General features: G+C 52.5%; 18 protein-coding genes and 1 riboswitch. Of the genes, 14 read left to right on the top strand and 4 right to left on the bottom strand.

The features are described from left to right. Positions 1 to 157: 157 nt before the first annotated feature. The 3 genes from SPTER_RS19775 to SPTER_RS19765 all read right to left on the bottom strand — a co-directional run bounded on the left by SPTER_RS19775 (position 158) and on the right by SPTER_RS19765 (position 3,109). Positions 158 to 1,225: a hypothetical protein gene (locus SPTER_RS19775; protein ID WP_144351970.1), complete on the bottom strand. Its 1,068-nt coding sequence runs from the start codon at positions 1,223 to 1,225 to the stop codon at positions 158 to 160. A gap of 247 nt (positions 1,226 to 1,472) precedes the next feature. Further along, complete coding sequence (locus SPTER_RS19770; RefSeq protein WP_144351969.1) at positions 1,473 to 2,222, bottom strand: hypothetical protein; 750 nt, start codon at positions 2,220 to 2,222, stop codon at positions 1,473 to 1,475. Between the two features lie 215 nt (positions 2,223 to 2,437). Further along, positions 2,438 to 3,109: a GGDEF domain-containing protein gene (locus SPTER_RS19765; protein WP_144351968.1), complete on the bottom strand. Its 672-nt coding sequence runs from the start codon at positions 3,107 to 3,109 to the stop codon at positions 2,438 to 2,440. Between the two features lie 168 nt (positions 3,110 to 3,277). Between SPTER_RS19765 and SPTER_RS19760 the strand changes: the two genes are divergently transcribed. Next, positions 3,278 to 3,622 carry a helix-turn-helix domain-containing protein gene (locus SPTER_RS19760; RefSeq protein ID WP_246105642.1) on the top strand — a complete coding sequence of 115 codons (345 nt, stop codon included), beginning with the start codon at positions 3,278 to 3,280 and terminating at the stop codon, positions 3,620 to 3,622. Between the two features lie 229 nt (positions 3,623 to 3,851). On the opposite strand, the gene fdhF is transcribed toward SPTER_RS19760, so the two are convergent. Continuing rightward, the gene (fdhF, locus tag SPTER_RS19755) at positions 3,852 to 6,536 is read right to left on the bottom strand and encodes a formate dehydrogenase subunit alpha (RefSeq protein WP_144351967.1); all 2,685 of its coding nucleotides are present in this window, start codon (positions 6,534 to 6,536) and stop codon (positions 3,852 to 3,854) included. 540 nt (positions 6,537 to 7,076) lie between these two features. Here fdhF and SPTER_RS19750 point away from each other — a divergent pair. From SPTER_RS19750 to SPTER_RS19695, 13 genes are all read left to right on the top strand, one after another. Continuing rightward, positions 7,077 to 7,580: a HyaD/HybD family hydrogenase maturation endopeptidase gene (locus tag SPTER_RS19750; protein WP_144351966.1), complete on the top strand. Its 504-nt coding sequence runs from the start codon at positions 7,077 to 7,079 to the stop codon at positions 7,578 to 7,580. Between the two features lie 254 nt (positions 7,581 to 7,834). Then, entirely contained in the window at positions 7,835 to 8,011 is a 177-nt protein-coding gene (locus SPTER_RS24895) for a hypothetical protein (RefSeq protein WP_170233340.1), read from the top strand. Positions 8,012 to 8,070: 59 nt separating this feature from the next. Beyond that, positions 8,071 to 8,157: riboswitch (glycine riboswitch) on the top strand. A 225-nt stretch (positions 8,158 to 8,382) separates the two neighbouring features. Then, positions 8,383 to 9,477, top strand: a complete 1,095-nt coding sequence (gene gcvT / locus SPTER_RS19745; protein WP_144351965.1) for a glycine cleavage system aminomethyltransferase GcvT — start codon at positions 8,383 to 8,385, stop codon at positions 9,475 to 9,477. 88 nt (positions 9,478 to 9,565) lie between these two features. Further along, entirely contained in the window at positions 9,566 to 9,955 is a 390-nt protein-coding gene (gene gcvH / locus SPTER_RS19740) for a glycine cleavage system protein GcvH (protein ID WP_144351964.1), read from the top strand. Between the two features lies 1 nt (position 9,956). Next, positions 9,957 to 11,303, top strand: a complete 1,347-nt coding sequence (gene gcvPA, locus SPTER_RS19735) for an aminomethyl-transferring glycine dehydrogenase subunit GcvPA (protein WP_144351963.1) — start codon at positions 9,957 to 9,959, stop codon at positions 11,301 to 11,303. Further along, positions 11,300 to 12,757 (top strand): aminomethyl-transferring glycine dehydrogenase subunit GcvPB, encoded by a 1,458-nt coding sequence (gene gcvPB / locus SPTER_RS19730; RefSeq protein ID WP_144351962.1) that lies wholly within the window; start codon positions 11,300 to 11,302, stop codon positions 12,755 to 12,757. Before gcvPA ends, gcvPB begins: the two co-directional genes overlap by 4 nt. Further along, complete coding sequence (gene lipS1 / locus SPTER_RS19725) at positions 12,745 to 13,572, top strand: LipS1 family lipoyl synthase (RefSeq protein ID WP_144351961.1); 828 nt, start codon at positions 12,745 to 12,747, stop codon at positions 13,570 to 13,572. Before gcvPB ends, lipS1 begins: the two co-directional genes overlap by 13 nt. Beyond that, on the top strand, positions 13,569 to 14,546 hold the full coding sequence (gene lipS2, locus SPTER_RS19720) for a LipS2 family lipoyl synthase (protein ID WP_144351960.1): 978 nt from the start codon (positions 13,569 to 13,571) through the stop codon (positions 14,544 to 14,546). Before lipS1 ends, lipS2 begins: the two co-directional genes overlap by 4 nt. Before the next feature lie 7 nt (positions 14,547 to 14,553). Continuing rightward, positions 14,554 to 15,384: a lipoate--protein ligase family protein gene (locus SPTER_RS19715; protein ID WP_144351959.1), complete on the top strand. Its 831-nt coding sequence runs from the start codon at positions 14,554 to 14,556 to the stop codon at positions 15,382 to 15,384. A gap of 28 nt (positions 15,385 to 15,412) precedes the next feature. Beyond that, the gene (gene lpdA, locus SPTER_RS19710) at positions 15,413 to 16,831 is read left to right on the top strand and encodes a dihydrolipoyl dehydrogenase (RefSeq protein WP_144351957.1); all 1,419 of its coding nucleotides are present in this window, start codon (positions 15,413 to 15,415) and stop codon (positions 16,829 to 16,831) included. Between the two features lie 424 nt (positions 16,832 to 17,255). After that, on the top strand, positions 17,256 to 18,956 hold the full coding sequence (locus tag SPTER_RS19705; protein ID WP_144351955.1) for a molecular chaperone HscC: 1,701 nt from the start codon (positions 17,256 to 17,258) through the stop codon (positions 18,954 to 18,956). 54 nt (positions 18,957 to 19,010) lie between these two features. After that, entirely contained in the window at positions 19,011 to 20,561 is a 1,551-nt protein-coding gene (locus tag SPTER_RS19700) for a J domain-containing protein (protein WP_144351954.1), read from the top strand. 37 nt (positions 20,562 to 20,598) lie between these two features. Then, positions 20,599 to 23,112: a WG repeat-containing protein gene (locus SPTER_RS19695; protein WP_144351953.1), complete on the top strand. Its 2,514-nt coding sequence runs from the start codon at positions 20,599 to 20,601 to the stop codon at positions 23,110 to 23,112. The last annotated feature ends 44 nt before the right edge of the window (positions 23,113 to 23,156 follow it).

Genomic DNA, 23,156 nt, shown 5'->3' with positions numbered 1-23,156 from the left:
CGTCGGACTTGCCCCGATCTTGTCCGGATATACAGTTTATGATCTCTGCCTTATAAGAAAAAGGGCACAGCAGCTAAGGAATTAATCCTGACATTTTGCTGTGCCCTTTCGTTCTAGGCGGTCTCAGTTATGTAGTTATCCCAACCTAGATACAGGGTTAGTAGTGGGGCACAATAACGATTTTTACCGGCAGGTTTGATGCCCCCGGCGGGCTGAAGGTGAAGGACAGCGGGTCTCCGCTGTCGTAAGTGCCCAGGAACTCCCAGTCTTGCTTGTAGTTATCCCCGAAATAAAGCCGGTCGCGCGGAGTGCTAACAGGGCTCCAGTTTACTTCAGGATGGTTTATGCCGACAGCGCCGGCGTAGCTTCCCCCCAGTGGCGCCAGGTAATAGGAAACCTTGCCGCCGGGTTTGGCAGGCAGCAGTATTTCATAAACAATGCCATAATTGCCGTAATTTAGCACCGCTGAGCCGTCGGTGGCGTCTATTCCCGTAACGTAAGGATCGATTTCATTATCAGCCAGGGTGATGCCGGTGATTTCCCCCGCTGCCGGGTCATAGTCCCGGACAGGGGTAATTTGCCTGTTGGCACCGGCAAACGTACCGCGTAAATGGCATTCGTCAGCCGCAAGCACAGTTGCCGTCCGGGCATAGGGGATGCTGCTCTCCGTTACCGGCAGCATCATAACAGTAACGGTAACCGGCTGGTCAACCTCAAAATCATAAATGCCATTGACCAGCATATTCGGGACAATGGCGGTTTCCTCCAGGCTGGCAGCCAGCGGCATGACTCCCGCCGGCGGAATGCTGAACCGGTAAGCCTGCTTTTCGCCAAAATAAGCAGACTGCGTTTCTTTGCCGACCTTTAGCCAGGGGTTGCCCGGTCCGCCCAGGGTGGCCTGCCTAACGATAACCTGGGCGGTATGCTCTCCCTGGTTCTTTAACAGCACAGCAATTTTTTTTACATCCCTGGATGCATTGACATGATAAAAGAAAAGACGTACAAAACCTGATACCGTATCCTGGTAGAGTATGCCGTTGCCCCTTACCATTTCCGGACTGTCAGACAGCAGTAATGTTCCGCCCCGGGAGCTTGCGGTTACCTCCCATTCCGGCAGCCGGTCTAAATTCAGTCCCGGTGTTATTGTAAGGGCGACAGCGGTTGCGCTGCTGCCCAGAATGCCTGTCAGCAGGATAACCAGAACGAGTTTACTGACAAAATTCATTTGCACCTCCATAATTGCTATATTAAAGAAAAGATAGGAATACCCAATCGCTGTTAAAAAGTTAAAGCCCCTATCGATGCCGCCGCACCGTAGGGGAGAAGCAATTAGTGCCACCCTAATAACATTCTTTTTGCAGATTTCCAGGAACTTTTCCCCTATGTTTTTCTGCTAAAAATCAAATTATCCTGCAAAATTTTGCTTTTTAATGTCGGGGCAGGTCTGTAGTTTCCCTATAGCAGTGCCTAAGTTATTGTTTTATCGTGACGGCGGACTTGGCCGGCGCAAATGTCCGGAACATTTTTCGTACCTGCGGTTCCCAGTAACTGCGCTCACTGTCTGTTGTCAGCAGAACCGCGGTTGCTATGTAACCATTGTCGTTAAAAGTATAGCCCTTTACATAGGAGGGAATGTTTATCCCGTACACTGACAGTAGTACTCTGGCACTCAGGCCATAGGCCGGCCGGTCATTGATCGTTAAATAGTCAGGCCGGCTGACCTCAAAAAAAGCTGCGCCGGTTTTACTTTGTTTATAACCAGCGGCCAGTTCTTTTGCTATTAAACGGGTAGTTGCGGTAATGGTTGACTCCAGGCTTTGGCGTTCAGCAGCACTAAGCTCTCTGGTGAAGTAGGCCTTGTCGCGGGCCGACATTGGTTTGTCATCCCGGTAAAACAAGAGGACTGCTGTCCGGTAGGCTTTACCGTCATTGGCTGTAATCTGGTATAATTGCATGTTTATGTTATTTAGCAGGACCAGGGGATCGGCCGGCGGCCCCGGTTTGGCAGGGGCCGGCTTATTGGCGCGTGCTTTTTCCCGGGCTTCGGTTATAACTTTCGCGAATAAAAACAGCAGATCGGTTGTCTGCCAGTTTTCAGGAATGGAGTACAGGCCGATTTTTTCAATCTGCCAGCTGACTGTCTTTGCTGCGTGGGCGGTAGTGCTGCCGGTGAACAGCAGCAGGCAAGTTAAAGTCATTATGAGCAAGCTGCTCTTATTCATACCTTGACTCCTCCAGCAAATTTTTTCAACCGTCAATATAAAGGTAATGCCGGCTGCTATTTTTAGTATTCAAGAAAATAGCAGTGATTTCCTGCCGGGACCTGAATATTGGACAATTCACCGGAACGTAAGCTGAAAATTATCAAAAGTTTGCGCCTTACCGGGGTACGGGAGGTAAAAAAACAGAGCCTGATGGTGGTATAAAGCAACTATCTTTAAAGTATAAGCGGTTCATCGTCGATGATAGTAATAATTGCATTCTTTTTTATTTTGGCTTTATATAAAGCGTGATCTGCCTGTGACAGGAATTCATTTAAGGTCTGGCCCGCTTTTAAGGGCACAACGCCTGCGCTTATTGTAAGCTGATAGGGTAAAAAATTCGTTTCCGTGAGGCGGCGTATTTTCTCCATAACCTCTCGGGCTTTTTCTAGCGTAGTTCCGGCAAAAATGATGGCAAATTCGTCACCGCCCCAGCGGGTAACGACAGTACCGCCGGCATTTTTTTTTAAGAGGGCTGCGAGGCCTGATAATAGCTGGTCTCCGGTCGTATGTCCATAGGTATCATTAATTGTCTTAAAGCCGTCGACATCGATCATGGCGACACATAAGTGCTGTCGTTGTGCCGCTGCCTGGCAAAACTGTTTTTGCAGGGTCAAGTAAAAATAGCGTCTGTTCCATAAGCCTGTTAAAAAATCGGTGTGGGAAATCAGGCTTAGTTTCCGGATTAAACTGCCGATTATTAAACCACTGCCGGCAATGACACCGGTAATTGCCGCCCATAATAAACCACCGTAATTTCCCGGCAGCACTATATCCAGATAATAGCCGGTTATACCAATTAACGCTCCAGATGATGAGAGTATTAACCAAGCGTAATTATAAAACACTTACCCACCTCTACTGCTGTCAAGTTGACGTGTTATTGCAGCACTAGCCAGCAATGCCTACGCCATAATTAATATTAAGTTATAAATTAAATATTAATCTATAACTTAATATTAATCAATAATTTTATGTATACATTTTCGGGACATTGATATAGTAAAAGTCAGGTGATGTATGTGTATGTTGATTACAATGCAATTGGTCAGCGAATTAAGAAAATTCGCAAACAAAAACGTTTAACACAGGAGAAAGTAGCCGAAAGCCTGGAAGTTTCCACTGTTTATATCAGTCAGGTGGAGAACGGGAAGACAAAACTTAGCCTGGAAATGCTGGTACGGCTGGCAAGCTTACTGGATACTGAACCAGGCTATTTTCTTACCGGTATTTTTTATCATTCACAGGATTATCTCAAGGCCGACATCGCCCAGCTGCTCCGTGAATGTCCGCCCGAAAAACTCCAGCTCATTATGGATGTAGTGAAGCTTATTACCAAGTACAAAGTAAGCCCGCAGTAAAAGGTAACAAAAGAGGCTGTCCGAAGCTTTGCGCTTTAGACGGCCTCTTCCTTTTATAACGCCGGCTTGAGTTTAATGGCACAAAAGACAAATACAATATGCCGTCAAAAAAAATGATAAAAGAGTGAGCTGTTGGCGTATGACAACAGCTCACTTTTAGAAGCCTGGTTAATGAAATTTCGAAAAAAACATACTATGTTCCTGACTGCAAGGTTATAGTTTAGGTCGCTCAACCAGCAGCCTTGGCAACCTGTACCGCACATACCTTATATTCATAGGTTTTGGTTACTTTGTCATAGAAGCCGCTGGTGACCTGGTTGGTCGGTGCGTTGACAAAATGGAAGGACATCCAGATTCCGCCCGGCAATACATCAGTAGTTACCCAGGCTTTGGCCTGTACTGAGCCCCGGCGGGAAGCAACCTCAATCATATCCTGATTATTGATGCCCAGGCGTTTTGCGTCATCAGGGTGGATCATAACCTGCTCCTCAGGGCGGAACTCAGTCAGCTGTTTGGATTTGCCTGCTGTCGTAATATTATAATGATACAGAATACGGCCAGTGGTAAGGACGAAGGGATATTCGGCATCAGGCTCCTCGCCGGGAGGCTGATGTTCGATCGCTTTAAACACGCCGGCCCCGCTGGTAAATTTACCGTCTTTGTGAAGGTATTGGCTGCCAGGGTGTTCTTTGCTTGGCACCGGCCACTGCAACCCATTCTCGTCAATGCGTTCAAAAGAGAGACCGGCAAACATCGGGCTTAAGGCGGCCATTTCATCCATAATCTCACTGGCATTGTTATAGGCCATCGGATACCCCATTTTATTTGCCAAGTCGCGGATAATCTGCCAGTCAGGCAGACTGTTGCCAATTGGCTCTATGGCCTTGCGGACCCGTTGCACGCGGCGTTCACAATTAGTAAAGGTTCCATCCTTTTCGGCAAAAGAGGCACCTGGGAGGATGACATCAGCCAATTTGCCGGTCTCGGTCATGAATAAGTTTTGTACTACCAAAAATTCAAGGTTGGCAAAGCCTTTGCGTACATGATTGGCGTCGCCGTCTGTCAGCACCGGATCTTCGCCCATGACATACATCGCCTTTAATGTGCCCTCAACAGCAGCATCAATCATGTCAGGCAGCATCAGCCCGATCTGGTCGGACAGCGTTACTCCCCAGGCTTTTTCGAATTTTTCCTGTGACTGGGGGTCATTTACCTTCTGATAGCCGGAATACACATTCGGCAGCGCCCCCATGTCGCAGGAGCCCTGGACGTTATTTTGACCACGCATCGGGTTTACGCCGGCATTCAGCTTGCCAACATTGCCTGTCAGCATGGCTAAATTGGCCAGGCTCATTACGTTGTCAGTGCCGCAGGTATGTTCGGTAATGCCTAAGGTGTAGAAGATGGCAGCCCGTTCCGCCGTGGCATAGATGCGGGCGGCTTCTCGCAGCAAATGCGCTGGTACACCTGTTATATTTTGTACATATTCAGGGGTGTATTTTTCGACTACGTCAGCCACTAAATCAAAGTCGACCGTGCAGGCCTTAATGAACTCCAGGTCATGCCAGCCGGATTTAAGGATGATATGCATCAGACCATTAATAAGGGCAATATCAGTTCCTGGCCGGAGCTGCATAAAGACATCGGCTTTTCCCGCCAGTTCTATCTTCCGCGGGTCGGCAACAATCAGTTTTGCCCCCTTGCGGAGGGCCTGACGCATCTTGGCCGCAATGACCGGATGGGCTTCTGTGGGATTGCCGCCAATTAAGAAGATTACTTTCGAATCGGCAACCTCGCCGATTGAATTTGTCATGGCGCCGGAACCAAAGGAGGCGGCCAGGCCTGCCACTGTAGGGGCATGGCAGGTACGGGCACAGTGATCAACATTATTCGTGCCGATAACGGCCCGCATAAATTTCTGCATAATGTAGTTATCTTCATTAACACAGCGGGCGGAACTGATAGCAGCCAGGGCATCGTTGCCATGTTTGCTTTTTATTTCATTAAATCTTGTCGCAATCAGCTCCAGGGCTTCATCCCATGATGCTGCCACAAATTCACCATTTTTCTTTATTAGCGGCGTGGTCAAACGCTCTGGGCTATGGATATAGTCGATGCCAAAGCGGCCTTTTACACAAGTAAGCCTTCCGTTAACCACACTGGTCAGGTTAGAGGTAACACCAATTACTTTACCTTCTCTGACATTGAGGTCATAATTACAGCCTACGCCGCAGAAGGGGCAGGTTGTTTTAACCTTTTTGTCCGGCACTCCTTCATTAAACATCGGTTTTTCAAGCAAAGCGCCAACCGGGCAAGCCGACACGCAGGTGCCGCAGAAGAAACAATCGGTTTTGACCATCGGATCATCAAATGCCGGAGCTATTTTTGAAGTAAAGCCGCGGTCTGTCCAGTCAAGAACATTACAGCACTGTATTTCCTGGCAGACGCGTACACAGCGTCCGCATAGAATACATTTGTTGTTATCCCTAATGATAAACGGGTTACTGTCATCAATGGCAGACTGGCGGATTTCTCCCTGAAAGCGTATTTCTTTAACACCAAGCTGAGCGGCCAGGGACTGCAATTCACAATCCAGGTTACGTTTGCAGAAAAGACAATCCTGGGGATGATTGGCAAGGATTAATTCTACCACACTTTTACGGGCTTCGAAAATTGCTATAGAGCTTGTGCGTACAACCATTCCTTCAGATACCGGATATGTGCAAGCAGTGACCAGGCCGCGTGCTCCTTCTACTTCAACAAGACAGATACGGCAGGAACCTTCCGGGGTTAAATCGGCAAGGTGGCACAAGGTAGGAATTTTAATGCCGGCATTACTGGCGGCAGCAAGCACCGATGCTCCTTTGTAAGCCTGTACCGGCAAACCATCAATTGTTAAATTAACTGTTTCCATAAGTTTTGATCGCGCTCCTTTACATGAGTACGGTATAAGAGTAATCACTGAATCGTATTAATCTCTGGACGACACTAAGCAAAGACATAGAATATATTAATTAAAGAGATTGATATTTTCTATAGATTGAGGTATAGTTTTATTTCACTTAATGTTTTGCTAGTTACCCTCCTTTGTGTGTAATTTGACGCAAACTCTCCTTTCTTAATTTAATGCTGCTGGCTGTTGTTGATATCTAATAAGGTCTGGAAATTAGCACGAATGTTCTTAAAGTTAGTGTATATTTTTATTTTATAGTAAATATGCTATCAGTTCAATTTAATTATTCAGAATGGCGTAAATATTATTGCAGAATAGCTGGGTGACTAAAATTAAGGAAATATTCATTTAATTTAAAGTGCAGCTATCATAACCGGAATGAGCCTGTGGCTGTGGTAAAATCAGAGGATATCATATTAACCGGTGAAATTTAGGGACGCAATATGGGGAGACTATAACGAGGCTACATATGATTAGAGCGACAGCAGAAGGGGATAACATATGGAACGGATCACCGTACTGGGAATAGGAAACATCCTTTTGCAGGATGAGGGCTTTGGGGTCAGAGTAATAGAACAACTCCAGCAGCGATACTGCTTTCCGGCCAATGTTCAGGTCCTGGATGGCGGGACTCTTGGCTTGGAGTTAATAAGATTTATTACCGGGACCAATAAATTAATGGTAATAGACGCTATTGACGGCGGCGGGGCGCCGGGTTTTTTTTACAGGTTTGCCGGCAGCGAGGCCGAGCTATATTTGCAACATCAGGTGTCAATGCATGAACTGGGGCTTAAAGATGTGCTGGCTACGCTGACATTGTTAGAAAAACCGGTCGGCGAAGTAATTATTATGGGGGTTGAGCCGGCAAGCCTGGAATTGGGGCTGGCGCTGTCGGCACCTGTCAGTGCCATGGTCGACAGGGCGCTGTTGGAGATCATTGCCCAGCTGGCGGTCTGGCAAGTGGAGGCGGGGCTGAATGGGACAATAAAAACCGGCGTATATTAAACTGCTTGTGTAATTTACAGATCAGCTCAACAAGGTGTATTATAAGTTTAAAGATTTTTGGCAATAACTGCCAGGAGTATTCCCCGGAGTTGTTGTTTTTTTGGCCTTAAAAAATACTGCAGCATTGTAAAAAAAATGCAGAAATATGCAGGAATTTGTCATTTCTTTAAACAAATTACCTAAATTATAGAAATTTATTTCCTGCTGATTTTTAGGAAGATGTCTGTGCAAGGCTTAACATGAAGGAGGGAATTATGTGTTTTATGACCAGTCATTGGTGTTTCTTTATTTTTGCGCTGGGCCATATTTACATGGTTTTTTATAACGATATTGTAGAAAAAAGCGGCGAATTATCCTCGATTGTATCAGGCCGCAAGCATTATCAGGAACACCCGGTTGATGCGACAGACGCTTTGCTGGATAAGAAATAATTTGTGTATTGACAAGATTTAGCAGGGTTTGTTAAGATAGATGCAATTAGATAAATAGGATGATGGTTATGGGAGAGACCGCTTAGGCGGCGCCGAAGGAGTAAGTGCTTTGTCAAACTCTCAGGCAGAAGGACTGTAGCCGGACTATACTCTGGAGAGCACACCCCGGGATATGTGGGGGTGTCACCGATGGGGAAGCCTGCCAAGGCAAATCTCTCAGGTACAACGGACAGAGGCAAAGGGAACTATTCCTTTGCCTCTTTTTTTATTTGTCGATTTTTAGCCTGTGGCCATTATAAAAAGAGAACGCCAATGGTAGCGGTGGAGTAGTTTTGTCTGACGATAACATATACCAAAAGGGAGATGAGGTTATGACCGCACGGCAGACACCACTGTATGAAGCTCATGTCAGGTATGGTGGCAGGATCGTCGAATTTGGCGGCTGGCTGCTTCCGGTTCAGTATGCGGGGATACTGGAGGAGCATAAGGCAGTCAGGGAAAAAGCCGGATTATTTGATGTGTCCCATATGGGGGAGGTGCTGGTTAAAGGACCGGACTCGCTGTCCTTTCTGCAGAAATTGGTAACCAACGATGTCGCGCGCCTGGCCGCCAATCAGGTCCAGTATACGCCGATGTGTTATCCGGACGGCGGTACGGTCGACGATTTGCTGATCTACAAACGGGGCAACGGCGAGTATTTTCTGGTTATTAATGCCGCCAATATTGAAAAAGACTGGGCCTGGATGCAGGCGAACAGCACGGGGTTTCAGGTGGAATTGAGCAACCTGTCGGCGGCAACGGCCGAACTGGCTTTGCAGGGACCCTTGGCCGAGGCTATTCTGAGTAAACTGACAGATGTCGATTTGCAGCAGCTTGCCTACTATTGGTTTTTGCCGGAGGCCACTGTGGCCGGCAGGCCGGTCATGATTTCCCGTACCGGCTATACCGGGGAAGACGGTTTTGAGATTTACAGCCGGCCTGAAGATGCCGCTTACCTGTGGACGGCAATTATGCAAGCCGGTGAGCCTTATGGTCTGCTGCCGGCCGGGCTGGGCTGCCGGGATACCCTGCGGTTTGAAGCGGCGTTGCCGCTCTATGGCCATGAATTAGCCAGGGATATTACCCCGGTGGAAGCCGGTATTGGCAAATTTATTGCTTTCGGTAAGGGCGAGTTTACCGGCCGTGCGGCCCTGGCCGAGCAAAAGCAAAATAAGCCTCAGCGCCGGCTGGCCGGCTTGGTTGTGAACGGGCATGGCATAGCCAGGGCGGGATATCCGGTTATGTTTCAGGGACAACGGATTGGCACCGTAACCACAGGTTCTTATGCGCCGACACTCAATAAGAATATCGGCCTGGCTTTAATTGAGGCTGCCTACGCCGGTATTGGCCAGCAGCTTGCTGTGGAAATCCGTGGCAAGAATGTAGCCGCAGAAGTGATTGGCAAACCCTTTTACCGACGGCCTTAATTACTTTTATAATCCCGACTTTGGTAAAGAAAATCGGGGTAGCAATTGAGATTTTCCGTATGTACATATATATAAAGGGGGAAAAAAGATGAATATTCCAAAAGAACTGAAATACTCCCGGGACCATGAATGGGTAAAGATTGAAGGCACCAGGGCCACTATCGGGATTACTGATTTTGCCCAATCCCAGCTGGGGGATGTCGTATTCGTGGAGCTGCCGGCAGTCGGCGACGAGGTTGCTGCCGGCAGCGGCCTGGCGGTGATCGAGTCGGTGAAAGCGGTGTCTGACATCTATGCGCCGCTGGCCGGCAAGGTAGTTGAGACTAATGAATTACTGGCTGATGCGCCTGAGACCGTTAACCAGGATGCTTACGGGACCGGCTGGATTGCTGTTTTAGAAATCTCCGACCTGCCGCAGCCGGATGCCTTGCTGGATAGTGAGGCCTACGAACGGCTAGTGGGTGAGGGAGGCCAGTAATATGCCCTGGAGCTATCTACCGCATACAGAAGCAGACCGGAAAGCAATGTTAGCGGCTATCGGCGTGGCCAATAGCGGGGAGCTGTTCGCTGATATTCCGGCAGAGTTATGCCTGCACCGGCCGCTAAACCTGCCGGCAGCGCTGGCTGAACCTGATCTGGCAAAACATCTGGCCGCCCTGGCCGGAGCCAACATCAATGTCAGCGAGTATATTTGCTTTCTCGGGGCTGGTGCCTATGACCATTATATACCGAGTGTGGTCGATCACATTTTACGCCGTTCCGAATTTTATACGGCCTATACCCCTTACCAGCCGGAGATTTCCCAGGGATATTTACAGGCTTTGTGGGAATATCAGGCCCTGATTGCCGAACTGACAGGGCTGGAGGTGGCTAATTCCTCCCTGTATGACGGGGGCACAGGTTTGGCCGAAGCCGCGATGGTGGCCGCCAGCGCCACTGGCCGTAAAGAGTTCCTGGTGGCCAAAACCGTGCATCCCCATTACCGGGCAATACTCAGCACCTATGCCCGGGACCGGGGTTATACACTCACGGAGATCGGCTATCAGGACGGTGTCCTGGCTGCCGGCGAGCTGCAAAATAAACTCGGACCAACAGTGGCGGCCGTTATTGTCCAGAGCCCCAATTTTTTTGGCTGCATTGAAGACCTGGCGGCTGGGACGGCGGCGGCTCATGCCCAGGGGGCCCTCATGATTGCCGCCGTTGATCCCATTTCGCTGGGGTTGCTGGAAGCGCCGGGAAAGCTGGGCGTGGATATTGTCGTGGGTGAAGGACAGAGTCTGGGAATTCCCCTGTCCTTCGGCGGTCCTTATCTGGGTTTTTTCGCTACAACGGAAAAGCTAATGCGCAAAATCCCCGGCCGGATTGTGGGCCAGACCGTGGATCAGGAGGGCAACCGGGGCTTTGTGCTTACCCTGCAGGCCCGGGAACAGCATATCCGCCGGGAAAAAGCCACCTCCAACATCTGCTCCAATGAAGCCTTATGCGCTTTAGCTGCCGCTGTGTACTTAAACACTATGGGCAAAGAGGGCTTGCCGCAGATAGCATCCCTGTCGCTGCAAAAAGCGCATTACGCCTATACGCAGCTGACCGGGATCAAAGGGGTTGAACCGGTGTTCGGCGCACCTTTCTTTAAAGAGTTCGCCGTTCGCCTGCCGCAACCGGTTGCCGCAGTGAATAAACAGCTGTTGGCCGCCAACATCATCGGCGGCCTTGATTTGGGCAACTATTATCCGGAACTAACAGGCTGCACCCTGCTGTGTGTGACGGAAAGCCGGTCACGCCAGGAGATTGACCTGCTGGCAGCCAGACTGGGGGCAATCGTATGAGTAATAGAAAATCCACCGCTTTGATCTTTGAAATCAGCAAAACCGGCCGCCGGGCGATTGATCTGCCTGACAGTGACGTGCCGCCGGCAGCGGCTGCGGATGTAATTCCCGCCCGGTTTCTGAGAAAAACCCCGGCAGCATTGCCGGAAGTCAGTCAGCAGGACCTTGTGCGCCATTATACAGGTCTGTCCAGGCGCAACTTCGGGGTAGATTCGGGCTTTTATCCCTTAGGCTCCTGCACGATGAAATACAACCCGAAAATAAACGAGGATGTCTGCCGGCTGCCGGGCTTTGCCGCCATCCATCCGCTGCAGGCCGCAGAAACCGTACAGGGGGCGCTGGAACTGCTCGGGAATATGGAAGAATATCTGGCTGAGATTGCCGGTATGGATGCCGTTACCACCCAGCCGGTGGCCGGCGCCCAGGGGGAACTGACAGGCCTTAAGCTTATCCGGGCTTACCACCGGCACCGGGGGGAAAACCGGACCAAGGTGATTGTGCCGGACTCGGCCCATGGCACCAATCCCGCGTCAGCGGCGGTGGCCGGCCTGGAAATTGTGGAAATAAAGTCCAATGCCGACGGCTCTGTCAATCTGGAGGCTCTGCAAGCGGCCGTGGGTCCTGATACAGCGGCCCTGATGCTGACAAATCCCAGTACGCTGGGCTTGTTTGAGATCAATATCCGGGAGATTGCCCGGATCGTCCATGCTGCGGGCGGGCTGCTGTATTATGACGGCGCCAACGCCAATGCCATTATGGGCATTACCCGCCCCGGCGATATGGGCTTTGACGTCGTTCATTTAAATCTTCATAAGACCTTTAGCACGCCCCATGGCGGCGGCGGCCCCGGGTCCGGGCCGGTAGGCGTCAAACAGGCCCTGATTCCCTTTCTGCCGGTGCCGGTTATTGTCCGCGAGGCCGGGACCTTCCGCCTGGATGAGGACCGGCCGCTGTCGATTGGCCGGATGCATTCCTTCTATGGCAATTTCGGCGTGGTTGTCCGGGCTTATGCCTATATCCGGGCGATGGGGCCGGCCGGGCTGAAACAGGCCAGCGAGGACGCGGTATTGAATGCCAACTATGTCCTCAGTCAGCTAAAAGAGGACTTCTATGCCCCCTTTGCCCAGCCGTGCAAGCATGAATGCATTATAACGTCCCGGAAACAGAGAGCCTATGGCATCCACACCCTGGATATTGCCAAACGGCTGCTGGACTACGGCTATCATCCGCCGACGGTCTATTTCCCGCTGATTGTGGAGGAGGCGATCATGATTGAGCCTACCGAAACGGAAAGCAAGGAGACCCTGGACGGCTTTATCGCCGCCATGCGGCGGATTGCCCGGGATGCCCGGGAGGATGCCGGCCTGATTACCGGCGCGCCCCGGTCAACGGTGGTAGGCCGTCTGGACGAGGCCGCGGCAGCCCGGAAACCGGTTGTAAAATGGAAGGGCTAGGCCGGCTGCCGGACCGCAGCAGCATTTGTTTTGCTTATCCGCACAAAACCAGACCGGTTAGTGTGACAGGACCTAGCTGTGAGCTGAATTGCGCTCACTGCGGGGGACACTACCTGCAGCATATGCAGCCCCTGGCAGCAGCAGTTGCCGCCGATGACAGCCCCAGCTGGCTGGTCAGCGGCGGTTGCCGGGCCGACGGTTCAGTCCCGGTGGGGGAGCACCTTGCGCAACTGGCGGCAGTTAAAAGCGGGCGGCGGTATAATATGCATGTCGGCCTGGTGGGAGAGGCGGAAATTGAGCAACTGGCGGCCGTAGCTGACTGCGTGTCCTTTGATTTTGTCAGTGATGATCCCACCATCCGGGAAGTGTTCGGCAACGGCCGCCAGGCGGCGGATTATATCGCCTGCTACCAGTCCCTGCGCCGCAGGGTCCGGGTGATGCCCCATATCTGCGCCGGCCTCAAGGGCGGCCAGATCAGCGGCGAGTACCGGGCGTTAGAAATTTTACAGGCCTTAGGGGCCGAAGCGTTAACCTTTATCATTTTTATGCCGACCCGGGGGACCCGGTTTGGCGACCGTAAGCCCCCCGATATTACCGAGGTTGCCCGGCTGCTGACCCATGCCCGGCTCAATTTTCCCGCTATCCCCCTGCATCTGGGTTGCATGCGCCCCGGCGGGCGGTACCGGGAGGAAATTGACAAGTGGGCTGTCCGCATCGGCTTTGACACTGTCGTCAATCCGGCCCCGGCGGCTGTGGCTCTGGCTAATAAACTTGGCCTGACAATTTCCCGGGGAGAGGAGTGCTGTGTACTGTGAATCTGTGGAAACTGTCGGCAGGTACGGCCTGTGTGGTCGGCAAAAAACATGTCAGGACTGATGTGCTGCCAACGACTGCTTATATTATGCTGGGGGCCAAATGCCGCCATAACTGCCGCTTTTGTGCGCAAGCCCGCAGCAGTGCGGCCCGGGCCGATCTGCTGTCACGGGTTACCTGGCCCGAGCTGGACGGAACTGAGGCTGTTCAGGCTATTAGTGCCGCCTTTCAGGCCGGAAACCTGAAACGGGCCTGTCTGCAGGTCGTCCATAGCGAAGCCAGCTGGCCAACGAGTGTCAGGGCGGTGGAGGCTTTAGCACAGGCCAGCGATATTCCGGTCTGCGTCGCCAGTGCCATTGACACGGTGGAGCAGGCCCGGGAACTTGTCAGCCGGGGCGCAGAGCGTATTTGCATCGCTCTGGACGCGGCCACGCCGGCCATCTTTCACCAGGTGAAGGATGGCCACTGGCAGCGGCGCTGGGAGCTGTTGCACCAGGTGGCCGCAGAACTGCCCGGACGGGCCAGTACTCATCTCATCGTTGGTCTGGGCGAAACTGAGGAGGAAATGATAAAGACTATAGAACAATGTGTCAATAAAGGAATTGCGGTTGGCCTGTTTGCCTTTACGCCTGTACGGGGGACCGCCTGGGCGGAGCGGCGGCCGCCGGCCATCGGTCAATACCGGCGGGTGCAGATTGCTCATTTCCTGTTGCAATCAGGCTGCAGTCCGGACGTTTTCCGGTATCGGCAGGGGACTTTAACCGGAATTAACCTGCCGCTGGGAGAATTAAAGCAGCTGCTGAGCGCGGGGACGGCTTTTGAAACCAGCGGTTGTCCGGACTGCAACCGGCCGTATTACAACGAACGGCCGGGAGGGAGCATGTACAACTATCCCCGGCGGTTAAGCAGGACCGAGGCGGAGCAGGCCATGAAAGAGAGCGGCATTGTGGCTGGATTGGCCGGGGCGGCGAGGTGACGGGACGGTGAGATGGCGGGTTATTAACAGCGGGATTGGAACGGCAGCCCGGAATATGGCGGTGGATGAGGCTATCCTGCACGCCCATGCCAGCGGCGCTGTACCGCCGACAGTCCGGTTTTATGGCTGGCAGCCGGCCGCTATGAGCATCGGTTATTTTCAAAAAGCGGCCGCCGAAGTCGATTTAGAGAAATGCCGCCAGGCGGGAATCGATGTTGTCCGCAGGCTTACCGGCGGCCGGGCGGTTCTCCATGCGGCGGAACTAACCTACAGTGTGGTGGTGCGGGCCGACGCCCCGCAGATTCCGGCAACCATTACCGCCTCTTATCACTATTTTAGTGGCGGTTTGCTGGCCGGGCTGAGCGCGCTGGGCATCGATGCCGCGATGAGTATGCCCAAGGCTGCCTACAGTCAGGCCGGCACCAGGCGCCGGTCCGCCTCGGCGGCATGTTTCGATGCCCCCTCGCACTATGAGCTGACGGCCCGGGGGCGTAAGCTGGCAGGCAGCGCCCAGGTGCGTAAAGACGGGGTCATTCTGCAGCATGGCTCGATTTTGCTGGCGTTTCAGCCTGAGCAGGTTGCAGCTTTACTTAATCTTCCGTCACCGGAGGAGCAGCGTTCGGTGGCGGCAATGCTGGCCAAACGGGCCATATCGGTGCAGGAAATTCTGGGCCGGGAGGTGAGCTGGGAGTCGGTTCGCCGGACAATGAGCGCCGCTTTTGGTGCGGCGCTGGGGCTTGAACTGGAGCCCGGCCGGCTGAGTGAGCAGGAGCAGGCCACGGCTGCTGAACTTGTCAGGACAAAATACGGCTGTGACAGTTGGAATCTGTTGCGGTAGCTTCAAATACACAGGAGGGAATTGGCCCATGAACTATGATATCGCTGTTATTGGCGGCGGGCCGGGCGGATATGTGGCGGCGATCCGCGCCGCCCAACTGGGCGGCAAGGTACTTTTGGTGGAAAAAGAGTCTCTGGGCGGGGTATGCCTGAACCGGGGCTGCATACCCACCAAGACCTTATTAAAAAGTGCGGAAAAATGGGAAGACCTCAAGCGCAGCTCCGAGTTTGGCTTAACCGCAACGGGAATTGGTTTTGATTTCGGGGCAGTCATGGCCCGGAAAAATGCAGTGGTAGCCCAGCTCCGGGGCGGGATTGAGCAGCTGGTGCGCAGCCATGGGATCACCGTGGTGCAGGGTACTGCCATGCTGACAGGCCCCAGCCGGCTGGCGGTCAGCAACCCTGATACCGGCCGCAGGGAGAGTTATGAAGCCCGGCAGATCATTATCGCCACCGGCTCGCAGCCCGGCCCGGTGCCGGTGCCTGGCTGCGGGCTGCCGGCCGTGATTACCAGCGACGAACTGCTGGAACTGACCGAGATCCCGCCAAGCCTGCTGATCATTGGGGGCGGGGTTGTGGGCATTGAGTTTGCAACGCTTATGCGCTCTTTTGGCTGTGAAGTGACAATTGTGGAATTGCTGCCGGCTGTTTTGCCCGGTCTGGACAATGACCTGGTCAAGCGGCTGGGGATAATTTTGCGCAAACAGGGCATTAAAACCCTAGTTGGCGCCAGGGTAACGGCGATCGAGGCGGCGCCGGCCGGGGTGCTTGTTGCGGTTGATACCGGGAAAGGCAGGCAGCAATTGCCGGCCGGCAAGGTCCTGGTGGCCGCCGGCCGCCGGCCGGTGCTGGCGGATCTGGGGCTGGCAGCGGCCGGGGTTGTTTATGACCACGCGGGTATAACCGTTAATGCGCGCATGGAAACCAATGTCGCCGGTATCTATGCCATCGGCGATGTTACCGGCCGGAGCATGCTGGCCCATGTTGCCTCAGCCGAGGGCCTTGTGGCGGCGGAAAATGCGATGGGGGTCAGCTCGCTGATGGATTACCGTGCGGTTCCGGCCTGCATATTTACTACCCCGGAAATAGCGTCGGTAGGGTTGACCGAACAGGCGGCGCTGGCCGGCGGCGAGGCTTTTAAAATCAGCAAATTTAACTTTGCCGCTAACGGCAAAGCGGTATCGATGGCTGAACCGGATGGTCTGGTTAAAATCGTGGCTGCGGCCGGCACCGGCAAAATCCTGGGCATGCACATTCTTGGGGCCCATGCCAGTGATCTCATTATGGAGGGAGCGCTGGCCATCCGTAACAACCTGACCGCCCGGGACATTGCCCACACCATTCATCCCCATCCCACCTTGACCGAGGTCGTTATGGAGTGTGCCCACGGGATTGACGGCGATATGATTCATCAGCTTAAGCAGAAGCAGCGGCCGCCCCTGACATAACCCCCTATCATTGGTGAAAAAACGGACTCGTAAAACGAACTGGCAGGAATTTCTGCCTTAGTAGAGAAATAGCCATAACTGCTTATTTCATAATAAGCAGTTATGGCTATTTTCTTGCCTGATGTAACGGCAATATAAGATTCTGAGGATTTTTACCTTGACTGTTAGTGGCGGGACGGCGTGTAAATGAATCGTAAGTCCTATGGGCGTATTACCCCAAAAGTAGTATTTTAAATATAGTAACTTCTATTACGGAGAGGCCGGATTCAATTCATAGGCGAGGAGTGCTCATGTTAAGTACAGTACAGTCTATAGGAGCAACGATCTTGATGGCCGCGATCATCTGGTGCTTCTTGGTTCGCAAATGCCGCTGAGAAGGCAGCCGGTGGATCCTTGCAATACTTTTAGAAAGGTATGAGCCGATATGGCGAGTGTGGGCATAGATTTAGGAACAACCAATAGCCTGGTCGCTTACTGGCAAAATGGCGAAGCAGTGATAATCCCCAATGGTCTGGGGAAAAAGCTGACGCCATCAGTGATCAGCGTCGGTGATGAAGGCGAGATAGTGGTGGGTGAAATCGCCAGGGAACGGCTGCTTACCCATCCCCAGCTGTCGATTGCCGTGTTTAAACGGTTTATGGGGACAAACAAGACGTTTACACTGGGCCGGTATTCTTTTTTGCCGGAAGAATTAGCCGCTTTTGTTATCCGTTCATTAAAAGAAGATGCCGAGGTTTTTTTGAGACAAAGTATTGACGAAGCCATAGTCAGTGTTCCTGCGTACTTTAACGATGCCCAGCGGCAGGCAACTAAACGGGCTGGCGAACTGGCAGGCTTGAAGGTTGAGCGCCTTATCAATGAACCAACGGCTGCGGCAATTGCCTACGGGCTGCATCAGCGTGATTCTGAAACCCGGTTTTTAGTATTTGACCTTGGCGGAGGTACTTTTGATGTCTCGATTGTGGAGCTTTTTGAAAACGTACTGGAGGTCAAGGCGATTGCCGGCAATAATTATCTGGGGGGAGAAGATTTTACTCATTTATTAGTAAAGCAATTTATGAACGAGTGCCAGCTAGGCCGGGAACAGCTGGACGAAAAAACCTATGCGGCTATTTATAAACAGGCGGAGAAATGCAAACAGAGCCTGAGTCAGAGCAGTGCGGGCGCAATGGCTTGCCGCGTCGGGGAGCAAACAAGAACCTGGAGGATTGACAGGCCGGCGATGGCCTTATTGTCCAAGCCGCTGCTCAATCAATTGCGGCAGCCGGTTGAACAGGCGCTGAAAGACGCCGCAATGAAAGCGAGCGAGCTGAATGCGGTGATTTTAGTCGGCGGGGCTACAAGGATGCCTGTCATTCATAGTCTGGTCAGCCGTCTGTTCGGCCGGCTGCCTGACTGCAGGTTAAATCCCGATGAAGTAGTGGCAGCAGGCGCCGCTGTACAAGCGGCGATGAAGGACCGGAATCTCATGCTGCGGGAAGTCGTGTTAACTGATGTCTGCCCGTATACGCTGGGCATTGAAGTAGCCGTTGCTACGCCGGCAGGAGCATACGAACCCGGGTACTTTTCGCCAATTATTGAGCGCAATACGATTATACCGGTGAGCCGGGTAGAACGGTTCTATACGATAAGCGATAATCAGAAATTTTTAAATGTGGCAATATTTCAGGGGGAAAGCCGCCACACAAAAAATAATATAAAAATGGGACAGCTGCAGATTGAAGTCCCGCCGGCACCGGCCGGCAGCCAGGCCATTGATGTCCGGTATACATATGATATTAATGGCATCCTGGAGGTTGAGGTTTTGGCGGTGGAGACCGGCCTGAAGAAGAAAACAGTAATTGAGGAAAGGCCCGGCTCCATGGCAAAAGCAGAAATTGACAGGCGTCTGGCGGCGCTGAACAAAATCAAGGTGCATCCGCGTGACCGCCAGGAAAACCGGCTGCTTATCGCCCGGGCTGAACGGCTGTATGAAGAGTTGCGCGGGCAGTTGCGGGCAGAACTGGCCTTGGTGTTGCAGCGGTTTGAGTTTGTAATTAACGGGCAGAATGACCGGGAAGTTAGCAAAGCGGCCAAAGCCCTGCGCCAGTTTCTGGATGATCTGGAGGATAACAGATTTCTTTAACGCGCAGCCGTATTCTCAAGGAAGTTAATTTAATTGGCAAACAGGAGTTAAGGCATGGACTGTTGGACTATATTGGGGCTTAAACCGACTGCAGACCGTAAAGCCATTAAGAGTGCGTATGCCAGAATGCTGAAAGTATACCATCCCGAGTCTGATCCGACCGGTTTTCAGAAGCTGCGGGCGGCATACAAGCAGGCACTCCGGCAAGCTCAGTGGCATGATGAACCGCCGGCGGCTTTGGCAGGGCCAGCTGGTGAAGTGGTGGTGAGGCCGGGAGGTAGTATTGGCTGGGAAACAGCTGCAAGCGATATGAACCAGCCGCCGCTGGACCGTACTATTGCAGAATTCATGCAACAGGTGCGGCAGATTTTTGAGGACGACAAGCTGCGGGGCGAAGTGCAGGCATGGCAAAGCCTGCTGCAGGATGAGAACTACTGGCAGCTGGAAATCAGGCAGGCCATAAATTATAGGTTGCTCCACTATCTGCGGGAACATTATGCACGGCCACGCTATCATTTGCCTGATACAGTCTGGCAAGCGCTTGATGAGCACTTTTTTTTGAGCAGGCAGACCCGAGAGCTGTATGCAGCTTTTCCACAGCCATTTGTTGATTATATCGTTCACAGGATCACGCCAGCGGGGGCGGGGAGGAATAAAGGCGTAAGACTAAGCGCATACCCGCAATGGCTCCTGCCGTCCCTGCTGCTAGTAGTTCTGGCCGCAACTGCATTAAGAGTACTTTCCCAGCCGTTCCAGGTCCAGCTTGTACCGCTGGCAGCAGCCATGTTTATCGGGGGGCTGTTTTGGGGGGGAACCATTAACTTCAGACTGGCCAAATGGCTGGAAAGTCAAGGCGAATTCGACTCGGCTGCGCCATATTGCTCGTATTGTAACCGGCGGCACAACCGGCGTCTACCTGTCCTCTGGTTTTTTCGTGAGCGCAAAAACTGTGGCGAGTGCGGCCGAAACTTCCTGCAGCATGGTCTGGCTACTGAGGTTATAACCGGTGCTGTGTTCGGCCTGGCTGTTTTCTTTATCCCTGATGCATGGCTGCTGCTAAGGCTGCTGGCGGTATTTGTTATTATGCTGTTTATTGCTTTGCAGGAGGATTATTCTCCGGGTATGCCGGGCTGGCTGCTTATAGTACTGACCGGAAGCGGGAGTGTGGCTAATTATGCTGTAGGTACGCCTGGCTTGGCGGAGATGGCAATAGGGGCTATTCTGGGAGGGAGCAGTTTTTTTCTTATTACCCGGATTAGCAAAGGCTGGATTCATGCTGATTTTGCAAAATTGGTTGCCGCTGCGGGCCTTGTTTTAGGCTGGAAGCTGCTGTTGAGCGCGCTGGCATTATGGGTAACCGGTTTATTAGGTATTGGTTTAGTGGCGCTAAAGGCAGAGCAATGGCTGACGGTGGGCAAATATTTGCTGATTCAGATACATGCTGTTGCCGGGATTTCCATCCTGTTTTTTTTGTTGGTATGGATAGGGGCCTGGATAATTACGCTGGGAAAAGAGGGTCTGCAAGGCCGGTTTTACGTCTTTCCCAGTTCCGCGCTTTTATTAGTGGCGACATATATTGCCTTACTATATCAGAACCATATTTAACTTGGGTTCGGTAACATGGTTACCCGGGGAGGGAATAATGAAGCGGCAGATAAAGTTTTTTATGTTAATGCTGGCTTTCTGGATCTGTATCACCGCTTTGGTGCCGGCTGCTGCTGCGATTAGCAGCGAAGACGTGAAATGCATAAAGGTTAGTACCCCGGAGGGGGAAAAATTCGGCTACATGCTGCGAAGCAGCGGCAAATGGGTAATACCGCCCCGATTTACTGTCGCCGGGGACTTTCAGCCCAATGGCCTGGCCGTGGCCGGTAATGGTAAGCAGGTGGGACTGATTGATTTGCAGGGGCAGCCGGTCGGCCCGCAGGCGTTTCAGTCTATTGCCGGTTTCCGGGATGGTTTGGCTGTCGTCAAAGAGAACGGCAGATTTGGCCTTATGGATGAACAGGGGGAAGTTATCCTGGCCCCCAAATACGACAATGCCAATCTTGTTTTTAGTGAGCAGATGGCGGCCGTGAGCATAAACGGCAAGTTTGGTTATATTGACCGCAGCGGCCAACCGGTGATTATGCCGCAGTTCGACCAGGCTTTGCCTTTCAGCGAAGGTTTAGCCGCAGTAAAAGTGCAAGGCAAGTATGGTTTCATTGACAGGTCTGGCCGGTTTGCCATCGAGCCGCAGTATGAAACGGCAGGCTCATTTTCTGACGGGCTGGCTCAGGCCGCTGTGGCAGGCAAGACCGGTTATATTAATAAAACCGGGGCGGTAGTAATCCCGCTGCAGTTTCAAAGTGCCTTTCCCTTTCAGGAGGGACTGGCTGTTGTGGAGTGGAAGGGGAATTTCGGTTATATCGACAAAGCCGGCCAATGGGTAGTCGAACCCCGCTATGATCTTGCTTTCCCCCACCGGAATGGTCTGGCCCTGGTCAGCCTGAACGGCAAGCACGGGTTTATCGACAATAAGGGGCAGACGGTGATTGCCTGCGAGCTTGATCCTTACCCCCGCTGGGAGGGCCAGCTTATCAAAGCCAAGCTTGGTGAAAAAACCGGGTACCTGGACCCCGGCGGCCAATGGGTTGTCCAGTCGGCCGGCTTACCGGGTCCTGTGTCGGAGTACTGGCCGGAGCAGGGGATTATTGTCAGTAATGGCACCTATTATGACCGCCACGGCAGCAAGCTGCCGCATTATGCAAACTACCTGCAAGCGGCTTATGCCGAACTGGCAATAAAGAATTATGACGCTGCCATTGCCTGGTTTGAATCGGCTTTGACGATTAATCCGCAAGATGAGGCGGCTACCTGGGGCCGGGCTCTGGCCAAGGCCAAGCAGGAAACCTTCGGTCAATATCCCCCGGCCGCGCCGGCTGCGGCCAGGCGCAAAGTGCGGCTGGCAGGCGATGATGTTGTTTCCTTCCCGGTAATGACCGAAGCAGGGACCAGGGTGGGTTATCTGCGGCGGGATACAGGCCGGTGGGTTATTCCGCCCCGGTTTGATGAGGCCGGCAGCTTTCACGACGGGCTGGCCCGGATTAAGGAAAACGGCAAATACGGGTTTATCCGCCTGGATGGTTCCATTGCTGTTAAGCCTGACTATGACTGGGCCTGGTTTTACTTTAAGGAAGGGCTTACGTCAGTGCAGGCCCAGGGCAGTTATGGTTTCGTCGATACCCGGGGGCGGATCGTTGTTAAACCGCAGTTCGGTTCGGCGCTGTTATACAGCGAAGGCCTGGCCCATGTCGCTTACAACGGTAATTATGGCTACATCGACAAACAAGGTAAGTTTGTTATTTCTCCCCGCTATGAATACGCCGCCGATTTTGTCGACGGTCTGGCCGCCGTGGAGATAGACAGGAAATGGGGCTTTATCAATAAAGCCGGCCGCCTGGTTGTACCCTGCCTGTACGAAAATAGTCTGGCCAAGTTTGCCGAGGGCCTGGCCAATGTGAAGCTGAACGGCAAATACGGTTTTATTGACCGAACCGGCAACATGGTGATTGCCGCTCAATATGAGCAGGCCGATTCCTTTCACGACGGACAGGCTATTGTTAAGCAGGATGGCCTTTATGGGGTGATTAACCGCGAAGGCCGTTATGTGGTTCCCCCCCGGTATGACCTTATTGCCAAGTCTGCTAAAGGCCTGGCTAAGATAAAACGCCAGGACAGTTTTGGCTATATGGATAAAACCGGACAGGAGATTGTTCCGCCCCGGTTTGAACGGGTAGAATATTTTCCCGCGCAGGGGGTAATTGAAGTCTACGGCAACCGCCAGTGGGGGGTTATGAATACGAGCGGCGCCTGGGTTTACGGTCCTGTTGCCGTGAATGCGCCGGTTAATCATTATTGGCCGAAGCACAAGGTACTGGTCGTTCAGGGCTACTATTTCGGGCAAGAGACCCTGAAGCTGCTTGATCATTATGCCAACCATATGAAACAGGCTTACTGGCATTTGCAGCAGGGCGATAACCGGCCGGCAGTGGCAGCCTTTGGTGACGCCCTCAGAATAAATCCCGGCGATACTGCCGCCCTGTGGGGGCTCTGCCAGATCAGGGCCAAGGAAATCTACCGGCTCAGCAGCCAGGAGCAGTCTGCTGAGCAATAAACAGAACCAAAAATGATCTCCACCAAGCGGTGGAGATCATTTTT

The organism is Sporomusa termitida, from assembly GCF_007641255.1.
Lineage (GTDB): Bacteria > Bacillota > Negativicutes > Sporomusales > Sporomusaceae > Sporomusa > Sporomusa termitida.
Note: the sequence above shows the minus strand (reverse complement) of the source record. Positions and strands in the feature narration are given on the sequence as shown.